This is a genomic window from Limnoraphis robusta BA-68 BA1 (assembly GCF_034932365.1).
GTDB classification, from domain to species: domain Bacteria; phylum Cyanobacteriota; class Cyanobacteriia; order Cyanobacteriales; family Microcoleaceae; genus Capilliphycus; species Capilliphycus robustus.
Window position 1 is genome coordinate 42053 of sequence record NZ_JAYGHR010000001.1, and the last position, 20746, is coordinate 62798.

Annotated in this window: 19 protein-coding genes; 10 read left to right on the forward strand and 9 right to left on the reverse strand. The window is 41.0% G+C overall.

Going from position 1 to position 20746, the window contains the following annotated elements:
• Positions 1 to 341: 341 nt before the first annotated feature.
• The 4 genes from VB836_RS00195 to VB836_RS00210 form a co-directional block, all read right to left on the reverse strand.
• The gene (locus tag VB836_RS00195) at positions 342 to 2423 is read right to left on the reverse strand and encodes a two-component system response regulator (RefSeq protein ID WP_323217477.1); all 2082 of its coding nucleotides are present in this window, start codon (positions 2421 to 2423) and stop codon (positions 342 to 344) included.
• 21 nt (positions 2424 to 2444) lie between these two features.
• Positions 2445 to 3884, reverse strand: coding sequence for a sensor histidine kinase (locus tag VB836_RS00200; RefSeq protein ID WP_323217479.1), 1440 nt, complete (start codon positions 3882 to 3884; stop codon positions 2445 to 2447).
• A 631-nt stretch (positions 3885 to 4515) separates the two neighbouring features.
• Positions 4516 to 5685, reverse strand: a complete 1170-nt coding sequence (moeB, locus tag VB836_RS00205; protein ID WP_046282323.1) for a molybdopterin-synthase adenylyltransferase MoeB — start codon at positions 5683 to 5685, stop codon at positions 4516 to 4518.
• Between the two features lie 75 nt (positions 5686 to 5760).
• Entirely contained in the window at positions 5761 to 6270 is a 510-nt protein-coding gene (locus VB836_RS00210) for a M67 family metallopeptidase (RefSeq protein ID WP_323217480.1), read from the reverse strand.
• A gap of 308 nt (positions 6271 to 6578) precedes the next feature.
• Here VB836_RS00210 and VB836_RS00215 point away from each other — a divergent pair, with 308 nt between their 5' ends.
• The 3 genes from VB836_RS00215 to VB836_RS00225 all read left to right on the forward strand — a co-directional run bounded on the left by VB836_RS00215 (position 6579) and on the right by VB836_RS00225 (position 7933).
• Complete coding sequence (locus VB836_RS00215) at positions 6579 to 7091, forward strand: ankyrin repeat domain-containing protein (protein ID WP_323217481.1); 513 nt, start codon at positions 6579 to 6581, stop codon at positions 7089 to 7091.
• A gap of 230 nt (positions 7092 to 7321) precedes the next feature.
• Positions 7322 to 7591 carry a hypothetical protein gene (locus VB836_RS00220; RefSeq protein ID WP_046282328.1) on the forward strand — a complete coding sequence of 90 codons (270 nt, stop codon included), beginning with the start codon at positions 7322 to 7324 and terminating at the stop codon, positions 7589 to 7591.
• A gap of 15 nt (positions 7592 to 7606) precedes the next feature.
• Positions 7607 to 7933 (forward strand): hypothetical protein, encoded by a 327-nt coding sequence (locus VB836_RS00225; RefSeq protein WP_046282329.1) that lies wholly within the window; start codon positions 7607 to 7609, stop codon positions 7931 to 7933.
• 103 nt (positions 7934 to 8036) lie between these two features.
• On the opposite strand, the gene VB836_RS00230 is transcribed toward VB836_RS00225, so the two are convergent.
• The gene (locus VB836_RS00230) at positions 8037 to 8792 is read right to left on the reverse strand and encodes a pantothenate kinase (RefSeq protein WP_323217482.1); all 756 of its coding nucleotides are present in this window, start codon (positions 8790 to 8792) and stop codon (positions 8037 to 8039) included.
• Between the two features lie 824 nt (positions 8793 to 9616).
• Here VB836_RS00230 and VB836_RS00235 point away from each other — a divergent pair.
• From VB836_RS00235 to VB836_RS00255, 5 genes are all read left to right on the forward strand, one after another.
• The gene (locus VB836_RS00235) at positions 9617 to 10921 is read left to right on the forward strand and encodes a M16 family metallopeptidase (protein ID WP_323217483.1); all 1305 of its coding nucleotides are present in this window, start codon (positions 9617 to 9619) and stop codon (positions 10919 to 10921) included.
• A gap of 117 nt (positions 10922 to 11038) precedes the next feature.
• Positions 11039 to 11725: a Mo-dependent nitrogenase C-terminal domain-containing protein gene (locus VB836_RS00240; RefSeq protein WP_323217484.1), complete on the forward strand. Its 687-nt coding sequence runs from the start codon at positions 11039 to 11041 to the stop codon at positions 11723 to 11725.
• A gap of 806 nt (positions 11726 to 12531) precedes the next feature.
• On the forward strand, positions 12532 to 13668 hold the full coding sequence (locus tag VB836_RS00245; protein WP_323217485.1) for a DUF4347 domain-containing protein: 1137 nt from the start codon (positions 12532 to 12534) through the stop codon (positions 13666 to 13668).
• A gap of 52 nt (positions 13669 to 13720) precedes the next feature.
• Positions 13721 to 15358 carry a Calx-beta domain-containing protein gene (locus VB836_RS00250; protein WP_323217486.1) on the forward strand — a complete coding sequence of 546 codons (1638 nt, stop codon included), beginning with the start codon at positions 13721 to 13723 and terminating at the stop codon, positions 15356 to 15358.
• Complete coding sequence (locus VB836_RS00255; RefSeq protein ID WP_323217487.1) at positions 15330 to 16082, forward strand: calcium-binding protein; 753 nt, start codon at positions 15330 to 15332, stop codon at positions 16080 to 16082. The genes VB836_RS00250 and VB836_RS00255 overlap by 29 nt, the downstream gene beginning before the upstream one ends.
• A 102-nt stretch (positions 16083 to 16184) precedes the next feature.
• On the opposite strand, the gene VB836_RS00260 is transcribed toward VB836_RS00255, so the two are convergent.
• Positions 16185 to 16673, reverse strand: coding sequence for a DUF4112 domain-containing protein (locus VB836_RS00260; protein ID WP_323217488.1), 489 nt, complete (start codon positions 16671 to 16673; stop codon positions 16185 to 16187).
• A 183-nt stretch (positions 16674 to 16856) separates the two neighbouring features.
• Here VB836_RS00260 and VB836_RS00265 point away from each other — a divergent pair, with 183 nt between their 5' ends.
• Positions 16857 to 17621, forward strand: a complete 765-nt coding sequence (locus VB836_RS00265; RefSeq protein ID WP_323217489.1) for a DUF1350 family protein — start codon at positions 16857 to 16859, stop codon at positions 17619 to 17621.
• Positions 17622 to 17633: 12 nt separating this feature from the next.
• Here VB836_RS00265 and VB836_RS00270 read toward each other — a convergent pair whose 3' ends face one another.
• Positions 17634 to 18080 (reverse strand): ATP-binding protein, encoded by a 447-nt coding sequence (locus tag VB836_RS00270; protein WP_046281599.1) that lies wholly within the window; start codon positions 18078 to 18080, stop codon positions 17634 to 17636.
• Between the two features lie 155 nt (positions 18081 to 18235).
• Here VB836_RS00270 and VB836_RS00275 point away from each other — a divergent pair, with 155 nt between their 5' ends.
• The gene (locus tag VB836_RS00275; RefSeq protein WP_323217490.1) at positions 18236 to 19381 is read left to right on the forward strand and encodes a PP2C family protein-serine/threonine phosphatase; all 1146 of its coding nucleotides are present in this window, start codon (positions 18236 to 18238) and stop codon (positions 19379 to 19381) included.
• Positions 19382 to 19617: 236 nt separating this feature from the next.
• On the opposite strand, the gene VB836_RS00280 is transcribed toward VB836_RS00275, so the two are convergent.
• Both VB836_RS00280 and VB836_RS00285 read right to left on the reverse strand, forming a co-directional pair.
• On the reverse strand, positions 19618 to 19950 hold the full coding sequence (locus VB836_RS00280; RefSeq protein ID WP_323217491.1) for an STAS domain-containing protein: 333 nt from the start codon (positions 19948 to 19950) through the stop codon (positions 19618 to 19620).
• Positions 19951 to 20077: 127 nt separating this feature from the next.
• A complete protein-coding gene (locus VB836_RS00285) occupies positions 20078 to 20734 on the reverse strand; it encodes a helix-turn-helix domain-containing protein (protein WP_323217492.1) in 657 nt (218 codons plus the stop codon).
• Between the last annotated feature and the right edge of the window lie 12 nt (positions 20735 to 20746).

The window sequence follows — 20746 nt, forward strand, 5'->3', positions numbered from 1 at the left end:
TAAAACCACTGACAAATCCTGAGAGAAAATGCAATGATGATAAATAGCAATACCGAATACCTCCAAGAGAAGGGAGCATATCTCGGCTAAATTGCTAAATAGATTGATTCGTTTAGGGTCTGTAGGTGTTAGCCTGAAGAGCAAAAATTTCAGATATTTTCTGAAAAAAAAGCTCAAACATTTCTCTCAAAAGGATCATCTAAGTTTCCTGTGGTCAATTCTCCTGTGTTCAATGTTTTCTGTGTGTGATTTGTTTAAAGCTTGAGTTTTCTGTGGTCAATTAAGTCAAAAAAAGTCTCGACTTCGGTTGAGGCTATTTTTTTGATTACAAAGAATTGGTATTAGCTGTTAAAAAGGAGTTTTTGCATATTCTCCGCAGATAAAGGTTTAGAGAAGTAATAACCTTGTCCTAATGGACAGTCTAAATGTTGTAAAGTGTTAAGTTGTTCGGCGGTTTCTATTCCTTCTGCGATCGCTTGAATCTGTAAAGCATTAGCCAGGATAATCATCGTTCTAACAATTTCAAAGCTGTGGGATTCTGAGTTCATATTGCGAACAAAGGAAATATCAATTTTTAGGCTATCCACTGGAAAACGATGCAGATAACTTAAAGATGAATATCCGGTACCAAAATCATCCAAAGATAAGCCAATTCCCCGAGATTTTAGTTTAGAAATACTCTCAGCAACTCCCTCGGGATTTTCGAGCAATGCAGTTTCTGTCATTTCTATTTTCAGAGAGTGTTTTTCTAAACCTGTCTCATTTAAAATCTTTGTGACTTGTTCTATCAGATTAGCTTGAACAAATTGTCGAGCTGAAAGGTTGACACTGAGAACAAAAGGAGGATGATTTTTGCGGTTTTCATTCCACTGATGAACCTGCTGACAAGCATCTCGCATTACCTTCCAATCGATGAATGTAATTAAGCCTGTTTCTTCTGCAATGGGGATAAAATGAGCGGGAGAAATAAGTCCTCGTTCGGGATGATTCCAACGAACTAACGCTTCAAAACCATTAATTTCATTGGTTTTTAGATTGACAATGGGTTGATAATAAACCTGAAATTCATTTCGCTCTAAAGCCCGTTGTAAATCACTTTCTAGTTGTTGAAGTAATTGCACCTCTTCCCGCATTGTTGCATTAAAGATTTCATAGCGTCCTCGACCTAAAGTTTTGGCGCGATACATAGCAATATCAGCATCTCTAATCAGATCATCAACTTGATTGTAACCTATCGAACTTAAAACAATACCAATACTAACATTGGTAAAAATTTCATGTTTATTAATATAAATTGGCTTGATGATTTCTTGACGAATTCGTTGAGCAATATGATAAATCTCATTGAGATCGTGTAAGTTTTCTAACAAAATTGCAAATTCGTCTCCCCCAAATCGAGCCACTGCATCAATACTTCTGACTGATTGTATTAATTTTCGGGCAATAATTCGTAGGAGTTGATCTCCAACTTGATGACCTAAACTATCATTAATGACTTTAAATCTATCTAAATCTAGAAACAAAATAGAAAAATTAAAATCAGGATTAATCCCCTGATAACTATCAGCTTCCTGTAATTTATAAATAAAGCCCTGACGATTGAGCAAACCTGTTAATGAATCGTGAAAAGCTTGATATTGTAGCTTTTCTGTGGCTAGTTTTTGATGAGTAATATCTCTAAAAACCAATACAGATCCTTGAATCTCATTTTGAGAATAAAAAATCGGTGCAACACTATCATCTATAGGAATTTCTCGGCCATTTCTTTGAATTAATAAAATCGGTTCAGATAATGTAAGAGTTTGACCTTCTTCTATTGCTTTTAGAACTAGATGTTGTATAGAATGACGGCTGTTCTCGTGGATCACATTAAAAATATCGGTGATCGATTTTCCCACAGCTTCATCGCATGACCAACCTGTTAGTTCTTCTGCAACAGGATTTATAAAGTTTACCTTGCCCATTTTATCCGTTGCAATTACAGCATCAGCAATGCTATTAATAATAGTAGATAACCATTGAGACTGATCGCGCAACTGCTGTTCTATTTGATGCTTGTAAAGTGCAATTTCAATGGTGGTTTTTAGATCTCGTTCATCAAAGGGTTTAACAAGATAACCAAAAGGTTCAGTCAGTTTAGCCCGACTCAGGGTATCCTCATCGGCATGGGCTGTAATATAAATAACAGGAACATGAAAATGATTCGTAATAATATTTGCCGCTTCTATGCCATCCATTTCACCTGCTAACCGAATATCCATTAATACGAGATCCGGTTTAATTTCGGCAACTTTTTGAATCGCTGATTCTCCTGTATCTGTAATTTCTGGTATTCGATAACCCATATCTTCTAAAGTCGCTTGCAAATCCCGAGCAACCAGTCTTTCATCTTCAACAACTAAAATGATCACTTGTTCGTTCATGTTTTTTTTAACAGAAAATTATTAATCAATTTTTATGCGACCTAATTGGATTTTAAATTCAGTTCCCACCTCTCGATTTATTATTAAATTTCCTTGCAGTTGATCCGTTAAATCTTTCACCACTTGTAGTCCTAAACTTTGGATATTATTAAAATCAATATCCGCAGGTAAGCCTTTACCATTATCACCAATAATCAAGGTTAAATTTTTTTCGGTCTCTAATTTTGCCTGAATCCAAATCATGCCTGCTCTTTTGGGTTCAAAGGCATATTTCAGAGAATTTGACATCAACTCACAAATAATTAATCCGCAAGGGGTTAAGGTATCAAGATCTAAGAAAATATTTTGATCGATATCAATATTCATCTGAATATTAGCCGAACTAATCTGATAAGTTCTCAGGAGATTTTTTGTCAAATCTTTAATATATTCATCGAGCTTGATGCAGCGAAAATCATCAGACTGATAAAGCTTTTCATGGATTAATGCCATCGATTTAACTCGATTTTGGCTCTCGATAAATTTTGCTTTAATCACTGGATCTTGAACAAAACGCGATTGCAACCTCAACAAACTACAAACCACCTGTAGGTTATTTTTGACACGATGATGAATTTCTTTGAGTAGGGTTTCTTTTTGCTTGAGTTTTTCAGCTTGTTTGCGTTCGCTAATATCGCGCCCTACAGACTGATATTCTACGATTTCACCTGCATCATTAAAAATCCCTCGATTAATCCACTGCATCCAGCGTACTTCGTTTTCAACGATGACTCGATGCTCAACCATTCCCACCGGATATTTTAAACTGATTGACTGAAGACATTGATTAATTTTTTCCTGATCTTCTGGCAAAATTACAGGTTGATAGGAATGATAAATTACTTCTTCTAAACTCTTTTCAAAATATCGACAGTAGGCTTTATTCACAAAGGTTATAGTACCATCAGTTTGAAAACGAGCAATCAGTTCAGTTTGATCTTCGATAATCGCCCGATAACGTTGCTTACTTTGTCTTAATGCGACTTCTACCTTCTGACGTTCTATTATTTCCTGTTGTAACTTTAGGTTAGCGGCTTCGAGTTGAGTCGGGCTTTTTAATGCAAGTGCTTGAGGAACAAGGGGAACTAATTCGATCGCTGTGTAAAAAGAAACAACTGCGGTGATTAATTTAATCCAACCCGATAGCCAATAGTCAGGATGCCAAACTGTCCAAATACTGATCAGGTGAGTTGTTCCACAGGAGATAATAAACGCTCCAAATAGGATAAAAATTCTTGGATAGGGTAAATCAACACGTTGACGAACAAAGTAAAATAGAGTCAGAGGAATAGAATAGTAAGAGAGTGCAGTCAAAGCATCAGAAGTCAGATGTAATGTCACCAGGTTAGGCTTCCACAGATAGCAATGTCCGTGAGGGATAAAGGCAACTGGGACGAGAACTGCGAACAAATCAGAAGACATTAATGTTCTCCTATTTTAAGAATCAGAAAACATCACAATGCTTCTATTATAATGAAATGGACATCAATTATTTCAGTGATAGCCTTTAATTCTTCAGTTCTTCAGTTCCCGATAAAAATCGTAATATGCACAGTCGTTTTGCAGGCGAGAAGCTGTTATATTCCCCGGGTCATTTTCAAGAGGTAAAATCATCAATTTATTTAGCATAATCGAGTTTTTTTGCCTATACTTCTTCAGATAGATTTATAGGAATTCTCACCCGTGAGCGTAGGCCAGGGCTGTTTCATTTTCCCAGTGAATTTGTTAGACCCCTCCCCCTCGCCCCCTCCCCTGCCAGGAGAGGGGAAAAGAATTCTTAGTATTAAATCTTTAAAAGGTCTAAACTGCTCCCCATTCCAAATAAAAAACTTTCTTCCTTTTCTCACTAACCCCCACCAACCTCCCTAATCCCCCCTTGATCCCCCCTGAAACAGCCCTGGGGTGAGCGTAGGGGCGGGTTCTGCATCAATCATCTGTCGCAAATATTAAGCGATTTCATGTAAAAAATCAAACAAAAAATGGGATAGGTTAAACTCAAATTGAACTTGAATTCCCTATCCCAAAATTCTGTGATTTCAACGTGAAAAATTCATTAATACTGTGGAACCGAAGGATCAACTTCCAGACTCCAAGCGTTAATTCCACCTTTAAGATTAATCCCTTCAATTCCCGCTTGTTTGAGAATGCCTAACGCTTTTGCCGATCGCCCACCCATTTTACAATGAGCAATTAAACGATGACCGTTGAGCAATTCTTTCACTTTCTCAACACCCACACCCCGCTCGATATCAGGTAATGGTACTAATACCGAACCCGGAATTTGAGCGATTTCATATTCATTAGGGTTGCGGACATCGACGAGTACAAAATCATCCGCCCCACTGTCAAGCAGTTGCTTCAATTCCTGAACCGTCATCTCAGGAAGTTCCATTTGTTTTGCCTCCTCTGCTTTAGCTTGGGGAATACCGCAAAACTGTTCATAGTCGATCAGCTTTTCGATCACAGGCCGAACCGGGTTGGGTCGCAACTTCAACTCCCGGAATGTCATATCGAGAGAGTTGTAGAGCAACAACCGACCACTCAACGTCTGACCTTTACCCAGAATAATTTTAACCGTTTCTGTAGCCTGAATCACTCCAATTAATCCCGGCAAAATTCCCAAAACGCCACCTTCAGCGCAAGACGGTACCATTCCAGGAGGGGGCGGTTCAGGATAGAGATCCCGGTAGTTCGGGCCACCTTCGTAGTTAAACACCGTCGCCTGACCCTCGAACCGGAAAATCGAACCGTAGACGTTGGGTTTATTCAACAATACACAGGCATCATTGACCAAATAACGGGTCGGAAAGTTATCCGTCCCATCAACAACAACATCATAAGGTTCGAGAAGTTCCAGGGCGTTTTCTGAACTCAGGCGGGTGTTGTACAAGTCAACTTGACAAAAGGGGTTAATTTCCAGAATCCGATTTTTCGCCGACTCAATCTTCGGCTTTCCCACCCAAGATGTGCCGTGAATCACTTGACGCTGGAGGTTAGAACTGTCTACGATATCAAAATCGACAATCCCAATCCGTCCAATACCCGCCGCCGCCAGATACAACAGCAGGGGCGAACCCAGTCCACCTGTGCCAATACACAGCACACTGGCAGCTTTCAGGCGTTTCTGCCCCTCTAAGCCGACTTCTGGTAAGATCAGGTGACGCGAATACCGTTCGTATTCTTCTTTGTTGAGCTGGATTTGCTCCAGATTCGGATTTAGCATGATAATTCAAAGAAGGAAAATGACCTTCACTTGCTAGGATATCGTGCATCCCAACAATATAGGGTTAGCCAAAGATTAATATGATAAACCGATTGAGGACGAATTGACTGAGGTGCTTATCATTTCTTCAGGTTGAAATTGCTGATTCTCATCTAAGCACCAATTTTGAATATCGTTGGCTTTTGCCTGTTTGACTGAAACAATGATATAAGAATATTGCGGCCAAGCACAAACCCGATCAAATTCAGAAGGAATTGCTGCGTGATCAGGATGAGAGTGATAAATGCCAATAATGGAGAGATGGCGATCGCGTCCCTGTTTTTGAGCGGCAATGAAGACTTGGGGATCAATAGTGTAGCGTCGTTCTTGCGTGGTGACGGGTTGATCTGCTGTTTCCATCTCCTCAAACAGAGCGGCTGAGTCTGCATCCCAGGCGTTTTCTGTTGGCATGAGTTCAACAACCGTTTTGTTGGAATTGGAGTCAATCTTTCCCAATATTAAGCCACAACACTCACGGGGATAGCATTGTTCAGCATGAGTGCAGATTTGCTCAAGGTGTTGGGTAGAAATTGTTAAGGTCGGCAAGGGTGAGTAGTGATTTTATCAATTAGGGTAACACATCTCCTGTCGGCAGAAAAGTGTCCGGCTCCTCAAAATCGGACAATCTATGGAAAATCGACATTCAGAGCGATCGATCCGTTTCACTTAGCATAAAATTTTTCAATAAAATTGTAAAAAAACATAAAATTTTGAGCGAGTGAAAAAGTTGTGAAATCAACAGGAATTCGGTCACTTCGTATTCAATGATACTGAAACCAGAAAGGATTTTTTCAATGATTAGAGTGAGCGAAAAAATATAGAAATTTAGGGAATCGATCTCAACTCAAATGTTTATGAGTCAGACTCTAAGCTTAAGCGAAACCACCAGTCGTTGGCTACTGGCAAATGGTTATACTCCTGTGAATCTAGACTGTCAGCGTGAAAATGGGGACACTGCATTAATGAAAGCAACCCGACAGAAAGAGTTAACAGTGGTTAAAGAACTGATTGATCGCGGTGTCAATCTAAATTTGAGGAATGATGATGGCAACAATGCCTTATGGTACGCTTGTTTTGGAAATGATTATATTTTGCTCGATTTATTAATCAATTCTGGAATTAATATTAATAATCAAAATGATCACGGTGCAACGGTATTGATGTATGCAGCTTCAGCCGGAAAAGAAGAAATGGTGCAGTTTCTTTTGAGTTATGGTGCCGATACCGACCTGAAAAACATTGATGATTTTAAACCGATTGATTTTGCTAGTACCGTAGAAGTCTTGAGGATACTGAAAAATGCTAAAAACTCAGAAACTCGCCAAGCAGAATCACCCGCCAATGAACCACTGTTATTTAGGAGTTGAAACAACATACAGAGAAACCGTTGGGCTTTATCGCTTTCATCAAATCTGGAAAACACCCCCATTTTATTATGAACCCAAGAAATTTTTAGAAGTCGTTTTTAAGCGACGATCAGCTCCCAGTTTAAAACAGCAATCGATGATTCAGATGAAACACTTAGGTTTCTAAAGAGAGAGAAAGATTGCTAGATGTCTTGACAACGACGGGTAAATCATTAAATCAGGAGAACACAATGACAGCTAAACGTGAAGATCTATATTTCAATCTGATCGATGAATTAATCAGATGTCCAAATGGTCAAGAACCCGAAGTTTTATCCAGCCATGAGGATTTATTAGATGCAGGTTTCATCAAAAGTTTAATGCAAGTTGCCACAATGATGGCCCATGAAAATAATCAGGATGGTGCTAAGTTTTTAATTCACCTTGCTCGCGAACTTTCTAAAGCTTTGGGTTTGTATCCCGAAGTTTCTAATCCTTCTCCAACTGCCACTGAAAGCTAATTATGGGGGAAAAAAATGGTTACTCAGTTAGATGCTAAACAAATCGCTATCGATTTTTTAGGAGATGATTTAGAGCTTCTAGATGAAGAACGAGAATGGCTCAGTGTTATCGATAGCCGTTTAATCAATGAAGGTTGGTATATTGTAGAAGTTGGAGTCGAAGGATTACCCGATAAATGGGTTCTCCAAGTTTATGAAAATGGAGAATGTGACCCCTGCTATACTTTTATCTCTCCCATTTTGCCTTCAGAGATTACAACGGATTTAGAAGAAATTCCCGAAGGAATTGCAATGGCAATTGAATCGGAACGGGCGGGTCGTATCATTGAAAAGGTTCATTAGATGAGTTGGCTTTTGGGCTAATCATTCTATCTCAATTTAGAGTCTCTTTTGATATCTAAATCTTGATCAGTCAGTCTCAAACTCTTGAGTCTGGCTGATTATTTTAATGAGGTTGTTTACTCCAATTCTGTTGGATGACTAATATTCCCCAAAAAATCACCTGGGGAACTTTAATGATTTGGGTATAAATTGAGGGAAATTGTACTTGTAGATAGGTGATTAAAATATCAGCATCGCCTCCCGTTAACACAATTTTACTATCAGGAAACTCTTGACGCCAAGCTTCAACAAAATCTCTGATTCCCGCTAACAACGTGTAAATTATACCACTATGAATCGCTCCCGGTGTTTCTATCGCCCAACGGGGAGGAAGTTGTTGGGGTTTAGCAGTCTGAGGTAACGCCGCAGTTGCCGCTAAAGATGAAAATTGCAACCCTAAACCCGGTAAAATTGCACCCCCAACTAAACAATGATCGCGATCGCATCCCGTAAACGTTAAAGCCGTACCTGCATCAATCACCAATACAGGAAAACCGAGTTTTGTTCCCGCTCCTAATACGGCTAAAGCCCGATCAATTCCGAGGGTTGGATAGAGATTTTTAAGCGGTATTTGTTCTAAGGTAATCACCTCAAGATTCGGGTATTCTTGCCAAATTTTCGTTTGTTCAGGAACCACAGAAGCTAAGAGGATGGGGAGTTGATATGATACTGAATCTAAAATATTCTCTCTATTTTCCTTGAACCTTAAATGTTCTGTGTCCCAAGTTTCTATCATTTCCAAATTCTCAAATTTCGCCCAATGTAGCCGAGAATTGCCAATCATTAGCCCTAACCAAAACGCATTTTTAAAATTAAACATTATTCCTGATGTTTATAATAAATTCATCATAAATCGATATGGCTCGAGCAGTCATTATTCAGCTTTATATTTAGCCTCTTCAACTGACACACCCCATACAATCACTTGATCATCGGCAGATCCGGTTATCTCGTCAACCCGGATCACACAGTTATAAATCTGTCTACAGAGATACATTATTTTGAATCAATTATGCTAGGATCTCTCAAACTTCAAGAGGGATGGGTAAATATTTATGTCTGACCCGCAAGCTCAAGTCTGCCCAGTTTGCAAAGTTAGAATTGTTAAGGCAGCAGGAGGAGATCAAGTCTTGTTTTCTTCAGGGCCTCCCGGAACAAGATCCCGGCTATCCGCAAGAGTTTGTCAGTTCGTGAAACAGAATGGGTGCATTAATCAAGATCCGAACTTGATCGGAGATATTAAAGCGGACGATTACTATAAACCGGAGTTATAAGCGAATCAATTCAAATAATGTTTAGGAGGAGATTGTTTATTGAGAGATAACACGATCTCCTCTAAATAATTTTAAAGTTTATAAGATGTAGTGTTCATGGTTTATAAATTACGAGGGATTGATCCCAATACTTTATAGATAACCCACTTAGAAGTATACTGAATCTTAGCATATCTATTTTGCCACGCTTGAGCAGACCGAATCAAACGAATAGTGAGTGAAAATCTGAGAAAGGAATACCCAAACCCGAATACAACGATAACTTGATCAGATTGTCCGGTGAGTTGTGAGTAATGTCTTAAACATTGCGGAAGATAAAATACAAGAGTCTTAAAATAGAAAGTGAAAAAACAATGTGAGATGGCCGCCAATGACCTCAACCTTAATTAAACCCTTATCCAGTCGTCCGATCAATGCACCAACGGTACATCGGCTCTCTAACGGTCTCACAATTGTCGCAGAACAGTTACCTGTAGAAGCGGTGAACCTCAATGTCTGGCTGAATGTGGGTTCGGCCTATGAACCGGATAATATTAACGGTATGGCTCACTTTCTAGAACATATGGTGTTTAAAGGAACACCGCAATTGCAAATGGGAGAGTTTGAGCGACTGATCGAACAACGGGGTGCTGTCACCAATGCAGCCACAAGCCAAGACTACACCCACTATTACATTACAACAGCTCCTCACGATTTTGCCGAGTTAGCACCGTTGCAGCTCGATGTCGTATTTAATGCCAGTATTCCCGATGATCCCTTTGAACGGGAACGCTTTGTGGTACTCGAAGAAATCCGTCGTTCTGAAGATCACCCCAGTCGTCGTTCTTTCCGGCGTACTATGGAAATGGCCTTTGAGCGACTTCCCTACCGACGTCCGGTTTTAGGGCCATCTGAGATCATCGAACAAGTCACCTGTGATCAGATGCGAGATTTTCATCGCTCTCACTACCAACCCAGTTCGGCAACAGTAGCTGTTGTCGGAAATTTACCTGCGGATAGGTTAATTGAAATTGTTGAAAATTCCATTAACGAAATCAATCCTCAACCCTTAGAGGCGACAACCGTTAAACCTCTGATAGCTCACTTAACCCCAGAAGCGAATTTTCATCAAATCGTCCGCCAGGAAATGATTGATGAGCAGCTTACACAAGCGCGACTGGTGATGATTTGGCGGACTCCGGGATTAAATCAACTTGATGAAACTTATGCCCTCGATATCCTCGCAACAATTTTAGGTCAGGGACGAACTGCTCGTTTAGTTCAAGATTTGCGGGAAAATCGCGGCTTAGTTTCGTCGATCTCCGTCAGTCACATGACTCAATCCCTGCAAGGAGTGTTTTATATTTCGGCTCGGCTTGCAGTGGAAAATTTAGCAGAAGTAGAAACAGCGATCGCTCAACATATCGAACGGATACAAACGGAGTTAATCTCAGAAGCCGAGATTGCTCGAATTCGCACTCAAGTCGCCAATCGTTATATCTTTGGCAATGAGACACCCAGCGATCGCGCCGGATTGTATGGTTATTATCAGTCTGTGGTTGGAGATTTAACAGTCGCTTTCAACTACCCCGCTCGTATTCAAGCCATCAGTGCTGAAGATCTTCAAAACGCCGCTCAACAATACTTATCAGCGACGGCTTATGGAGTGACTATCCTCAAACCCATGACTGCTTAATTGATCATCTTGAGATCATTTCAGTTGCTCGAGACATAGTAGCCCAGTTATTGTAAAAACTGGAGAACAGCTTTTCTCCAGATGCCAATTTTATCTCCCGATAAGAGATCTCAACTTATGACTAGGACAGCTCAATCGCCCTACACCAACGAACAAACAACTGCATGGCTGCGTGGATTATTGACTCTAGCTTGGGCTGATGGACAGTTTGATCAAACAGAACAGGAGAAGATTGTTTCTGTCACCCATGAACTGTTAGGAATTGATACAGATGTATCGACCCTCGAACCCATCTCAGCTCATGAGTTAGCAGCCACTTTAGGAAAAGGAACAAAAACGGCAGATGACTTCTTGAAAACCGCAGTAATGGTTGCTCTCGCCGACGGCGTTTACTCGGTGTGCGAGGACGATCTCTTGCATCAATTTTGTCAGGCTTTGGATCTCAATGATCAGGTTTTGAAGTCTCTACGGCACACTCTAGAGGATCTCGAAGCTGCACAAGCTCAAACGGGCAGTGGGATTCTTAAACCGACGGAAGGACATCAGCTTGATGTTTTACATCCCGTTAAACATTGGCTCGATGACTGGGATGTCAATGATCCGAAAGTGGCTCATTTTATCTGTAAGATGATTCCCCCTCAATGTCCTTTTGAACGAGATGTGACTTTGTTTGGTCGCAAAATTGTTCACATTCCGCCGATGTGCAAGATTAACCCTCTCTATGAACAGCTTGTCGGTTTGCGTTTTCGTGCGCTTTCTTACCTGGCGGATGATTGCAGTGAAGATATCTCGAAGTATATTTAGAATCTCAACCGATGATCATCGATTAGCCAGCTCCAGGAGAATACAATTTCGGAGTACATGAGAATAAGTCCGTTACCAAGACCCGGTTTTCCAGGAGTGACCGGGTTTTTATCTGCCATTCAAAAAATTAAGAAATATATAGCAGGTCGCGCTGGCTTGTTTACAAGGGTCAAGCCTTGAATTTACCACCAAGACACAAAGACACAAAGAAGTTGTAAACATTAACCTGCTCATTGCTATAGCGCTTCGCGCAGCTCATTTGGCGCTCTTGCAATCTTGCATTCATGGAGGAATTTGCTCAGTCTAATAAGGCTTTTCACAAACCAGAAACCCGGTTTCTTGTAGAAACCGGGTTTCTACCCAATCGGTGTACCTCACAGAACTGAAAACTGCTATATAACAATTTTTTTTGTAAATTTAAAATCTGTTAAAGTTCCTGGGACTTTTTGATCTGTTCTTTTAAGATTTCGCAATAATCCCTTGTCATTCTTGAGGAAAATGAATATAATTTTGACTTACAAATTCATTGAGAGTTTATAGAAGTTATAACAAAGCTTCACTCTCAAGTGAGACTGTCTCTCAATCAAGATTTTGGCTTCCCCTTTATCGGTATAGGCTTCTAGGGGAAGCAAGTAGAATGCTTGTTATTAATAAAAATTTGGGTAATTCTGCTTCAAGTTCAAGTTATAGCAATTCTCCCGAATGGTGAGATCCAAAAATTCTAAGCTTTGAGGAATAGGGGTAATTCATGAATTATCCCTACAGGACTTCAGAAAATTCTCATTCAATTAAATAGGATTAAAATCATGTCAGAACAATTTATTAATATGCCAAATAAAACATTAGTATTTGTTGATTCTCAAGTCGAAAACTATCAAAGCTTAATCGAAGAAACCGCTCCCAACGCCGAAGTTATTGTTCTGGACTCCTCTGAAGATGGCATCGAACAAATTACCCAAGCTTTAGCCGGACGTGCAGAAATTGAGAGCATTCAAATTATTTCTCACGGGAACGACGGACAGTTAAATTTGGGCGCAACAGCGTTAACTTCCGAAAATATTAACAGCTACTCTCAACAGTTAAGTCAGTGGGGAAATTCGTTAACAGAAAATGGAGATATCCTACTATTAGGCTGTAATATTGCCGCTTCGGATAGTGGGAAAAATTTCGTACAACAGTTAAGTCAGATAACAGGGGCGGATGTCGCTTCCTCAGAGGATTTAACCGGAAATGCAAACTTAGGCGGAGACTGGGTATTAGAATATGCAACCGGGTTAATTGATGCGCCTATTGCCCTACAAATTGGAGCGATGGAGGCTTATGAGAATGTGTTAGCCGACTTTACAGTTAGCACAGCCGCAGACCTAACGAATGCCCTCAATCAAGCCCGGAATAACTTTCAAGCCGATGAAATTACTCTAACAGGTAGTATTAACGGATTTACTAACTCTTTTGCGATTGATCTTCAAGATAGTGAACCCCTGACAATTATCGGGAATGGTAACACAATTGATGCGGGTAATAACACACAAATTTTCCGCATTGTTAACGGAACAATTGTTCTTTCTGACGTCACCTTGCAAAATGGTCGCGCTATAGGAGGCGATGGAATAACAGGCGGTGGCGGAGGTTTGGGCGCTGGGGGTGCGTTGTATCTCGACGGCGGAAACGTCACGGTTGAAAATGTCACCTTTAACAATAACCAAGCCATTGGCGGAAATTCTCCCAACGGTGCCGGACGGGGCGGCGGTTCGGGAAATGGAGGAAACGGCGGAGGGAGTGGCGGACAGTTAAACGGTGCCTTTGGAACTCCCGGTGTTGGAGGTCAGGGGGGCGATACAAACGGGGGAGGTGATCGAGTTGACGCTCAACCCAAGCAACTTGGGGGAAATGGTGCCTTTGGAACAGGTGGCGGCGGTGGTGGTTTAGTCCGAACCTTCTAACCAGACTGATGCCGGAATTGATGGTGCTTTTCAAGTTACACTCAATCAAGCATTGCCCTATACTCTTGATGTTAAATACAATATTAATCCCGATAGCACTGCAACAGATGGAACAGACTATACCCTTATCGAAAGTATTACGATTGCTGCGGGTGAAACTGTTGCTGAAATTCCAGTTATAGTACAATACGATACCCAGTTTGATCCCGATGAAAGTGTAATTGTTGAGCTTGTTGAAGACGATCCTAAATCTTATGAAATCGGTGTAGCGGATAGCGCAACACTCATTATTAACGACGAAAAACCCGAAGTTAGTATCACAGCCAAAAGTAATCCGAGAGAAGAAAATCAGGTTTCAGGAGCGTTTAATATTGCTTTAAATGAACCCGCACCTACTGGCGGACTGGCCATACAATATACACTTGCAGGACTTGCGACTTCTGGAGATGACTACACAGCTACATTAAATGGTGAGGAAATTCCTTCTGGTTCTCTTATTATTCTCGAAGGACAAAGGACGGCTGAAATTAATATTGAACCCATTGATGATTCTTTAATTGAAGGAGAAGAAACCCTAGAAATTAGTCTGGTTGAATTACCGGACTTAGATTACACCGTTCAAGATGATGCAGCCACAGCAACGCTGTCAATTATTGATAACGAAAAACTCCCCGTTGTTAAACTTGGAACAATTGGCAATCCTTCGGAAGATGGGCAGACTTCGGGAAGTTTTAGTTTCTTTTTATCTGACCCCGATACAGGCGAACCGTTAGAAAATCCACCTATTCAAAGCGACGGAGAAGCGTTAGAATTAGAGGTTTTATATGAAGTTAGCGGAACGGCTAATAACGGAGAAGATTATTCTTCTATTTTAACATCTTCGATTACCATTCCCGCCGGAAAAACCAGTCAAGCCATCCCGGTAGAAACGTTAAATGATTTGATTGATGAAGGGAATGAAACGGTTACAATTACCCTTTCTGATGAAAAGCCAGAGGGTGCAATTTATACGATTGATACCACTCCTGCAACGCTAACTATTACCGATAATGATACCGTTGGAATTAGCATTTCTGAAATTAACGGTGACACGAATGAACGGGGAGGACAAGCGAGTTTTACCGTTAAACTAGATAGCGAACCGGAAGAACCTGTTACGCTGAATTTTACCAGTTCCGATACAACAGAAGGAACACTTTTAACGCCTTCTATTACCTTTAATTCTAGCAACTGGAATCAATTTAAAACCGTTAACGTGACGGGGGTTGATGATAGCGAAAGAGATGGCGATCGCAATTTTACCATTCAAACTAATATTAGCACCGAGGACGTTCAATATAGTGAATTAGACGTTGAAGAAATCACGGTTAAAAATATCGATGATGAAACCGAAAATGTTTTAATTACTCAGTCAAACGGAAGTACAGAAATCAGCGAAGATGGCGTAACAGATAGCTTTGAAGTTGTATTAACAGGTTTTCCCATTGATGACATTGTTGTTAATATTACCCCAGATTCTCAAGTCGATCTCGGGAATGGAATTGGACAACCCATCGCCCTAAATTTTACGCCAGAAAATGCGAGTACGCCGCAAATTGTAACAGTAGAAGCGGTTGATGATGACGCTGTAGAAGGCGAACATCTCAGTAATATTAGCTATATTGCCAACAGCAACGATTATGGGGGGTAAGAATGAGGATAAAGTTCGCAGTGGATCAGGAAATGACTGGACTTTCGGGAACTTAGGAAATGACACCCTCTCCGGTGAACGTGATGATGACTGGATCAACGGCAACCAAGACAACGATCTGATCGATGGTGCCGAGGGCGAGGATGAAGTTTATGGCGGAAAAAATGACGATCAACTGCGGGGAGGCGCTCAAGATGATAGGCTGTTTGGTAATCTCGGAGCCGATTTAATCGAAGGTAACGAGGATAACGATGTCCTCTATGGCAACCAGGATAATGATACAATTTCCGGCAACGCCGATCAAGATACCATCTATGGGGGTGAGGGAAATGATTTACTCGATGGGAACTCCGGGGATGATGTTTTGTTTGGAGACAACGGAGACGATACCCTCGATGGCGGAGAAGGCAATGATCAACTCACAGGCGGAAATGGCAATGATTTGTTAGTCGGGGCAGAAGGTGCGGATACTCTCACAGGTGGGGAAGGGAGCGATCGCTTTGTTCTCGTCGTTGGATATGGTGTTGATCTGATTAATGATTTTGTCGATAGTCAGGATATTATTGTTCTTGATGGGGGTTTAACCTTCGATCAATTAACATTAACCCAGGTTAATAATTCTACAGTGATTGAAGTGAACCGAACCCCTCTAGCTACCCTCAATAATATTGAAATCAGTTTACTGACAGCCGAAGACTTTAGCACTTCTATCTCGTTTGCTTGAGTTTGAGCGAGTAGGGAGAATTCATCAATTACCCCTACTATTCCCCTGCGATGTTTCATATCAAACGATGAATTTTCGAGGAGAGCAGACGGCTTTTAATGTTTATCCACCCGTTAACAAAGTTCTCAAAACTTGATAAATAAAAGTCAAAATCGCAATCCCCACAATCGAGATTAGCAAAATAAACAGCATCAAACCGCCCACTAAAATAATCACAAACAACCGATCAGCTTTTTCTCCCATTTCCGGCGCATTCATGTGGGCTTCTAAGAGATCAACATTTTTAACGTTCGCTTTCCAGGCGACATCAAAAAAATCTCCGAACACAGGGACAGTCCCAACTAGAGTTTCTGTTGCGATATTAGAAGCCATGCGAAGCAGTGTTTCTCTCGGAACACCCAGTTGAAATGCTTGCAAAACAATGTAAGCTGATAACAGACCTCCAGCTATATCTCCACCTCCAGGTATCAGTCCGATAATCGGATCAAGACCAATTCTATAGGTCGTACCCGGAACTCGAATGGCATTGTCGAGGAGATGACTAAATTCGCGCAAATGTTTGACTGTAGACGCTTTAGAGCGATTCTTCATGGAAGGATCAGTAGATTTAGGAGACCGATGCTGATTCATATTTTTGAGAATAATTAGAAAATCGACATTCTTGTGTCAAGTTATGTAACATTAGATTAAAGATTGCCGATCAACTTAACTTCCATCTGAGGTTAGAAGATTGAGTTTCGATCCTGTTCTTAAAATAAAGCATTTAAGGCCGTTATGGAGTGGATAGAAGTTTCTAACAACTGGGTTTTGATTCCCCCCCGACCAAAAGCAATTGTTCACTTTCTGGGGGGAGCATTTGTCGCGACAGCACCACAAATCACTTATCGATGGCTATTAGAGCAAATCGCTCAACAAGGATATGCCGTCATCGCCACCCCTTTTATTAATACCCTCAATCACGGAATTATGGCAAAAAAAGTTCTGTGGACCTTTGAGGATGGCTTAGAGGACTTGTACTCCACTCGGCGTCTGCGTCAGAGGGGTTTACCGATTTATGGATTAGGCCATAGTATGGGGTGTAAACTGCACTTACTGATCGGTTCTTTATTTCCAGTCACCCGCGCAGGGAATATTCTGATCTCTTTTAACAATTATGCGGCGCGTGAGTCGATTCCCCTCGTTGAACAACTTTCATCCATGATGGAGGTCGAATTTACGCCTTCTCCTCAACAAACCAACTGTATGATCAAAGAACGCTATCAAATTCGTCGCAACCTTCTGATCAAATTTACCAAAGATACAATCGACCAAACGTTAATTCTCAATCAGATTTTACAAGGTTGTTTTCCCGGAATGGTTGCACTTCAGCAGTTAGGCGGTGATCATTTAACCCCCATCAATCAAGATATGAGCTGGTCTGTTGGGGAAGTTTTCACACCCTTCGATGCGATCAGTCAATGGATTAAACAAGAAGTTTATCGAGATTTATATCGATTAAAACAAGAAGTTCTCCATTGGCTTGATCCGTTCGCAGCCTAAGAGAAATTGGAATTAATAGTTTTTAACAATCAACAGACAATTTCGGCCATCGCCAGTGGGTTCATAGCTCAAAAAATCAGCAATATCCCGCATCAGCTTCAAACCTCGTCCCCCACCCGCACCTTTATCGATACCACCAGGCATTTGTTGAAGCTTTCCCATCAAATCGAACGGAGGGCCATAATCCCAAATCCGAATTTCAATTTTTTCTTCACAGAGGGCGACTTCGATCTCAACCTTGACATCTGGAGGTTGGTTGCGATGAGCATGACGAACCGCATTCGTAAATCCTTCAGCCAAAGCCAGTTGACAGCGAATCCAGATGGAACTGGGAACCGATGGATGCTGTAATCGACCAAACCATGACAAAATATCGGATAAAGCATCAAGAGTATTAGGAGCCTGAAGCTTGACCTTGCATGGCAGGAGCAACGGTTCTGAACCTTCAAATTCAATCACACTTAGTATGAGAACCTACATCTACGATCAATTTAACACGAGCGATGACTGATGCCACAATCAGTTTAGAGTCCCATCTGTTGGACTATACTCTATTTAAGCGAAGAATTGATTCAAACTCTTGTTGCCGACCCTACTTTATTACCTGAGCGTCCATGTTTAAAATTTTGGTAATTGATGATGACACGGTGATTCGGGAGCTGCTAAGAAGAACTCTTAAAAAGCAGGGTTATGATGTTTCGGTTGCTAGCAATGGTGAGGAAGGGATTCAAAAGGCGCAAGAATTACGCCCTGCTTTGATTATTTGTGATTGGATTATGCCCAGATTAACGGGTATAGAGGTCTGTCGTCATGTCAAACTCAATCCTGAACTCTCCACCACTCAATTCTTTTTACTCACCTCTCTGGGGTCAATTTCTGACCGGGTGAAAGGTCTGGATGCGGGGGCTGATGATTTTATTTCTAAACCCATTGAAATGAACGAGTTGTACGCCCGAGTGAGGGCTGGCTTACGCTTACATCAACTTAGTCAAGATTTACAAACTCAAAAACAACTCCTAGAAGCCGAGTTAGCCGAAGCCGCAGAATATGTACAATCTTTGCTTCCTCTACCGACTTCCACACCCCTCAAAATAGAAGCTAAATTTATTCCTTCCCGTCAACTCGGAGGTGATTGCTTTGATTACCGTTGGCTAGATGCAGATTATTTATCGATTTATTTAATGGATACAGCCGGACATGGTTTGAGGGCGACTTTGCCTTCGATTTCGGTTTTAAATTTATTGCGATCGCGTACACTTCCTAATATAAATTATTATCAGCCCAGTGATGTTTTGAAAGCCCTCAACAGTACCTTTCAAATGTCCTATCAAAATGACAAATACTTCACCATTTGGTATGGCGTGTATAACCGCAAAACCCACAAACTCACCTATGCCAGTGCCGGTCATCCTCCTGCTATTCTGCTTTCGGGTCAACAAGATCAAAACAGTCTACAAGTTAAACGCCTCAAAACCCCTGGAATGCCTGTGGGAATGTTTTTAGAAGCTGAATATAGCGACGACTGTTGCGAGATTAAAAATCCCAGTGATCTGTTTATTTTTAGTGATGGAGTTTATGAAATCCATCAACCCGATGGTTCAATGTGGGGACTTGATGCTTTTATTAATCTTCTGATTGACTGCAATTGCGATCATTCTCTCCCCAATCATCTTGATTCTCTTTTTAATTCGATTAAAGCTTTAAATTCAGGAAATCCTTTTGAAGATGATTTTTCTTTACTTAAAATTCACTTTGAATAGTCATTAAATTCCTATAATTAATACTTAACTGACTGTCCGCAAAGCCTTGAAACTTGTTGATTCAACTGAAAAATATGAGAAGGGAAGAACTCTAGGAATAATGAAAGTATACTCCCCACTTTTCCCAATTATTCACAACTTTTAAGCTGGCTTAAAACTCGGATTAATTGTACAAGTAGAGTCTCCCCATTCCCCTATTCACCCGAATCTAGATCATCCAAGATGAGGTTAAAGATTTAACTGCTTTTTTGAGCAGCATACTTCTCTTCAAACTCTTCGCGATTCTCAAAAATATCGAATACCCGATCCATACTGGTTAGTTCAAATAAGATTTTAATTTGCTCATTAATCGAGCAAACCATCAACTTACTACCAGCAGCTCGAACTGTTTTTAGAGCCAAAACTAAAGCACCTAAACCTGAACTGTCCATAAAGGAGACATCTTTAAAATCTATCAGGATGGTTTTGGCTCCCTTATCCACGAGATTGCTAATCTCTTTACGGAATTCACTTGCTTTCGTTCCGTCTAAAATTCCTTGGGGTTGAAGCACTTGAACATCAGAACTCATAATTTATTAAAAGTGAAGCCTCGACATTGACTCGCCAGTTTCCGCTAGTATAGCCTTGATATGAACTCATCGCCAAATTTTCAATGCAACACCCGTTGTCCAAGGGTTGGCCTCATGGGGTGACGGGCTATTGTTGGCTTTTTTGTAAGGGACTGACTTTAACCCGATACAGAAGTTGACCTCGATATCGATAGCCCGCATAGCGCACTACAACCATTTCCCCGGTTTGAGCGGTTCCTTCTAGAAGCTGGTGCATCTGGGGATTGTAAGCAATCTCTGAACCCACAGAGGCGATCGCTTCAACTCCCCATTGTTGCATAAGCCGTTCAACCGGACGCAACAGAGGCAATAATTTCACCCCCGCCAGTTTAGGGTTCTGTTGAACTTTATAAGCTACTGTCGGCCATTGTAGCAACCAAGCTTCTAAAATGCTTAAACTCTTCCGCTCAAACTCCTCTAACAGCAACTCTCGCTGCTTTTCCATCTCGCTTTGCAAGTGTTGATACTCTTGTTGCAATTCCTTAACCGAAGCCCCAGCATCTTGAGATCTCACCGACTCCGGCGCAAAAGTTGCCAACAATTCAACTAAAGAAATATTTAGTCCTTGACTGATTTTTAGCAAAATCTCCACTCGCATTTGTCGGGCCAGTCCCCGTCGCAGTCGGATAATTTGCCACTGAGAAACCCCCGCTTTTTGACTCAATTCCTTGACAGTAGAAAGCCCCGCCTCTTCCATTAAGCGGTGCAAGTCGGAGCTATAGTCAGGTGATGAAAATGGATTCATTCCCGGATCAAT

Coding starts and splice junctions, on each gene's coding strand:
- VB836_RS00280 (WP_323217491.1), bottom strand. CDS start 19,950: ATGAGTTCTGATGTTCAAGTGCTTCAACCCCAAGGAATTTTAGACGGA.
- VB836_RS00200 (WP_323217479.1), bottom strand. CDS start 3,884: ATGTCTTCTGATTTGTTCGCAGTTCTCGTCCCAGTTGCCTTTATCCCT.
- VB836_RS00260 (WP_323217488.1), bottom strand. CDS start 16,673: ATGAAGAATCGCTCTAAAGCGTCTACAGTCAAACATTTGCGCGAATTT.
- VB836_RS00195 (WP_323217477.1), bottom strand. CDS start 2,423: ATGAACGAACAAGTGATCATTTTAGTTGTTGAAGATGAAAGACTGGTT.
- VB836_RS00285 (WP_323217492.1), bottom strand. CDS start 20,734: ATGAATCCATTTTCATCACCTGACTATAGCTCCGACTTGCACCGCTTA.
- VB836_RS00215 (WP_323217481.1), top strand. CDS start 6,579: ATGAGTCAGACTCTAAGCTTAAGCGAAACCACCAGTCGTTGGCTACTG.
- VB836_RS00275 (WP_323217490.1), top strand. CDS start 18,236: ATGTTTAAAATTTTGGTAATTGATGATGACACGGTGATTCGGGAGCTG.
- VB836_RS00235 (WP_323217483.1), top strand. CDS start 9,617: ATGACCTCAACCTTAATTAAACCCTTATCCAGTCGTCCGATCAATGCA.
- VB836_RS00265 (WP_323217489.1), top strand. CDS start 16,857: ATGGAGTGGATAGAAGTTTCTAACAACTGGGTTTTGATTCCCCCCCGA.
- VB836_RS00240 (WP_323217484.1), top strand. CDS start 11,039: ATGACTAGGACAGCTCAATCGCCCTACACCAACGAACAAACAACTGCA.
- moeB (WP_046282323.1), bottom strand. CDS start 5,685: ATGCTAAATCCGAATCTGGAGCAAATCCAGCTCAACAAAGAAGAATAC.
- VB836_RS00245 (WP_323217485.1), top strand. CDS start 12,532: ATGTCAGAACAATTTATTAATATGCCAAATAAAACATTAGTATTTGTT.
- VB836_RS00220 (WP_046282328.1), top strand. CDS start 7,322: ATGACAGCTAAACGTGAAGATCTATATTTCAATCTGATCGATGAATTA.
- VB836_RS00225 (WP_046282329.1), top strand. CDS start 7,607: ATGGTTACTCAGTTAGATGCTAAACAAATCGCTATCGATTTTTTAGGA.
- VB836_RS00230 (WP_323217482.1), bottom strand. CDS start 8,792: ATGTTTAATTTTAAAAATGCGTTTTGGTTAGGGCTAATGATTGGCAAT.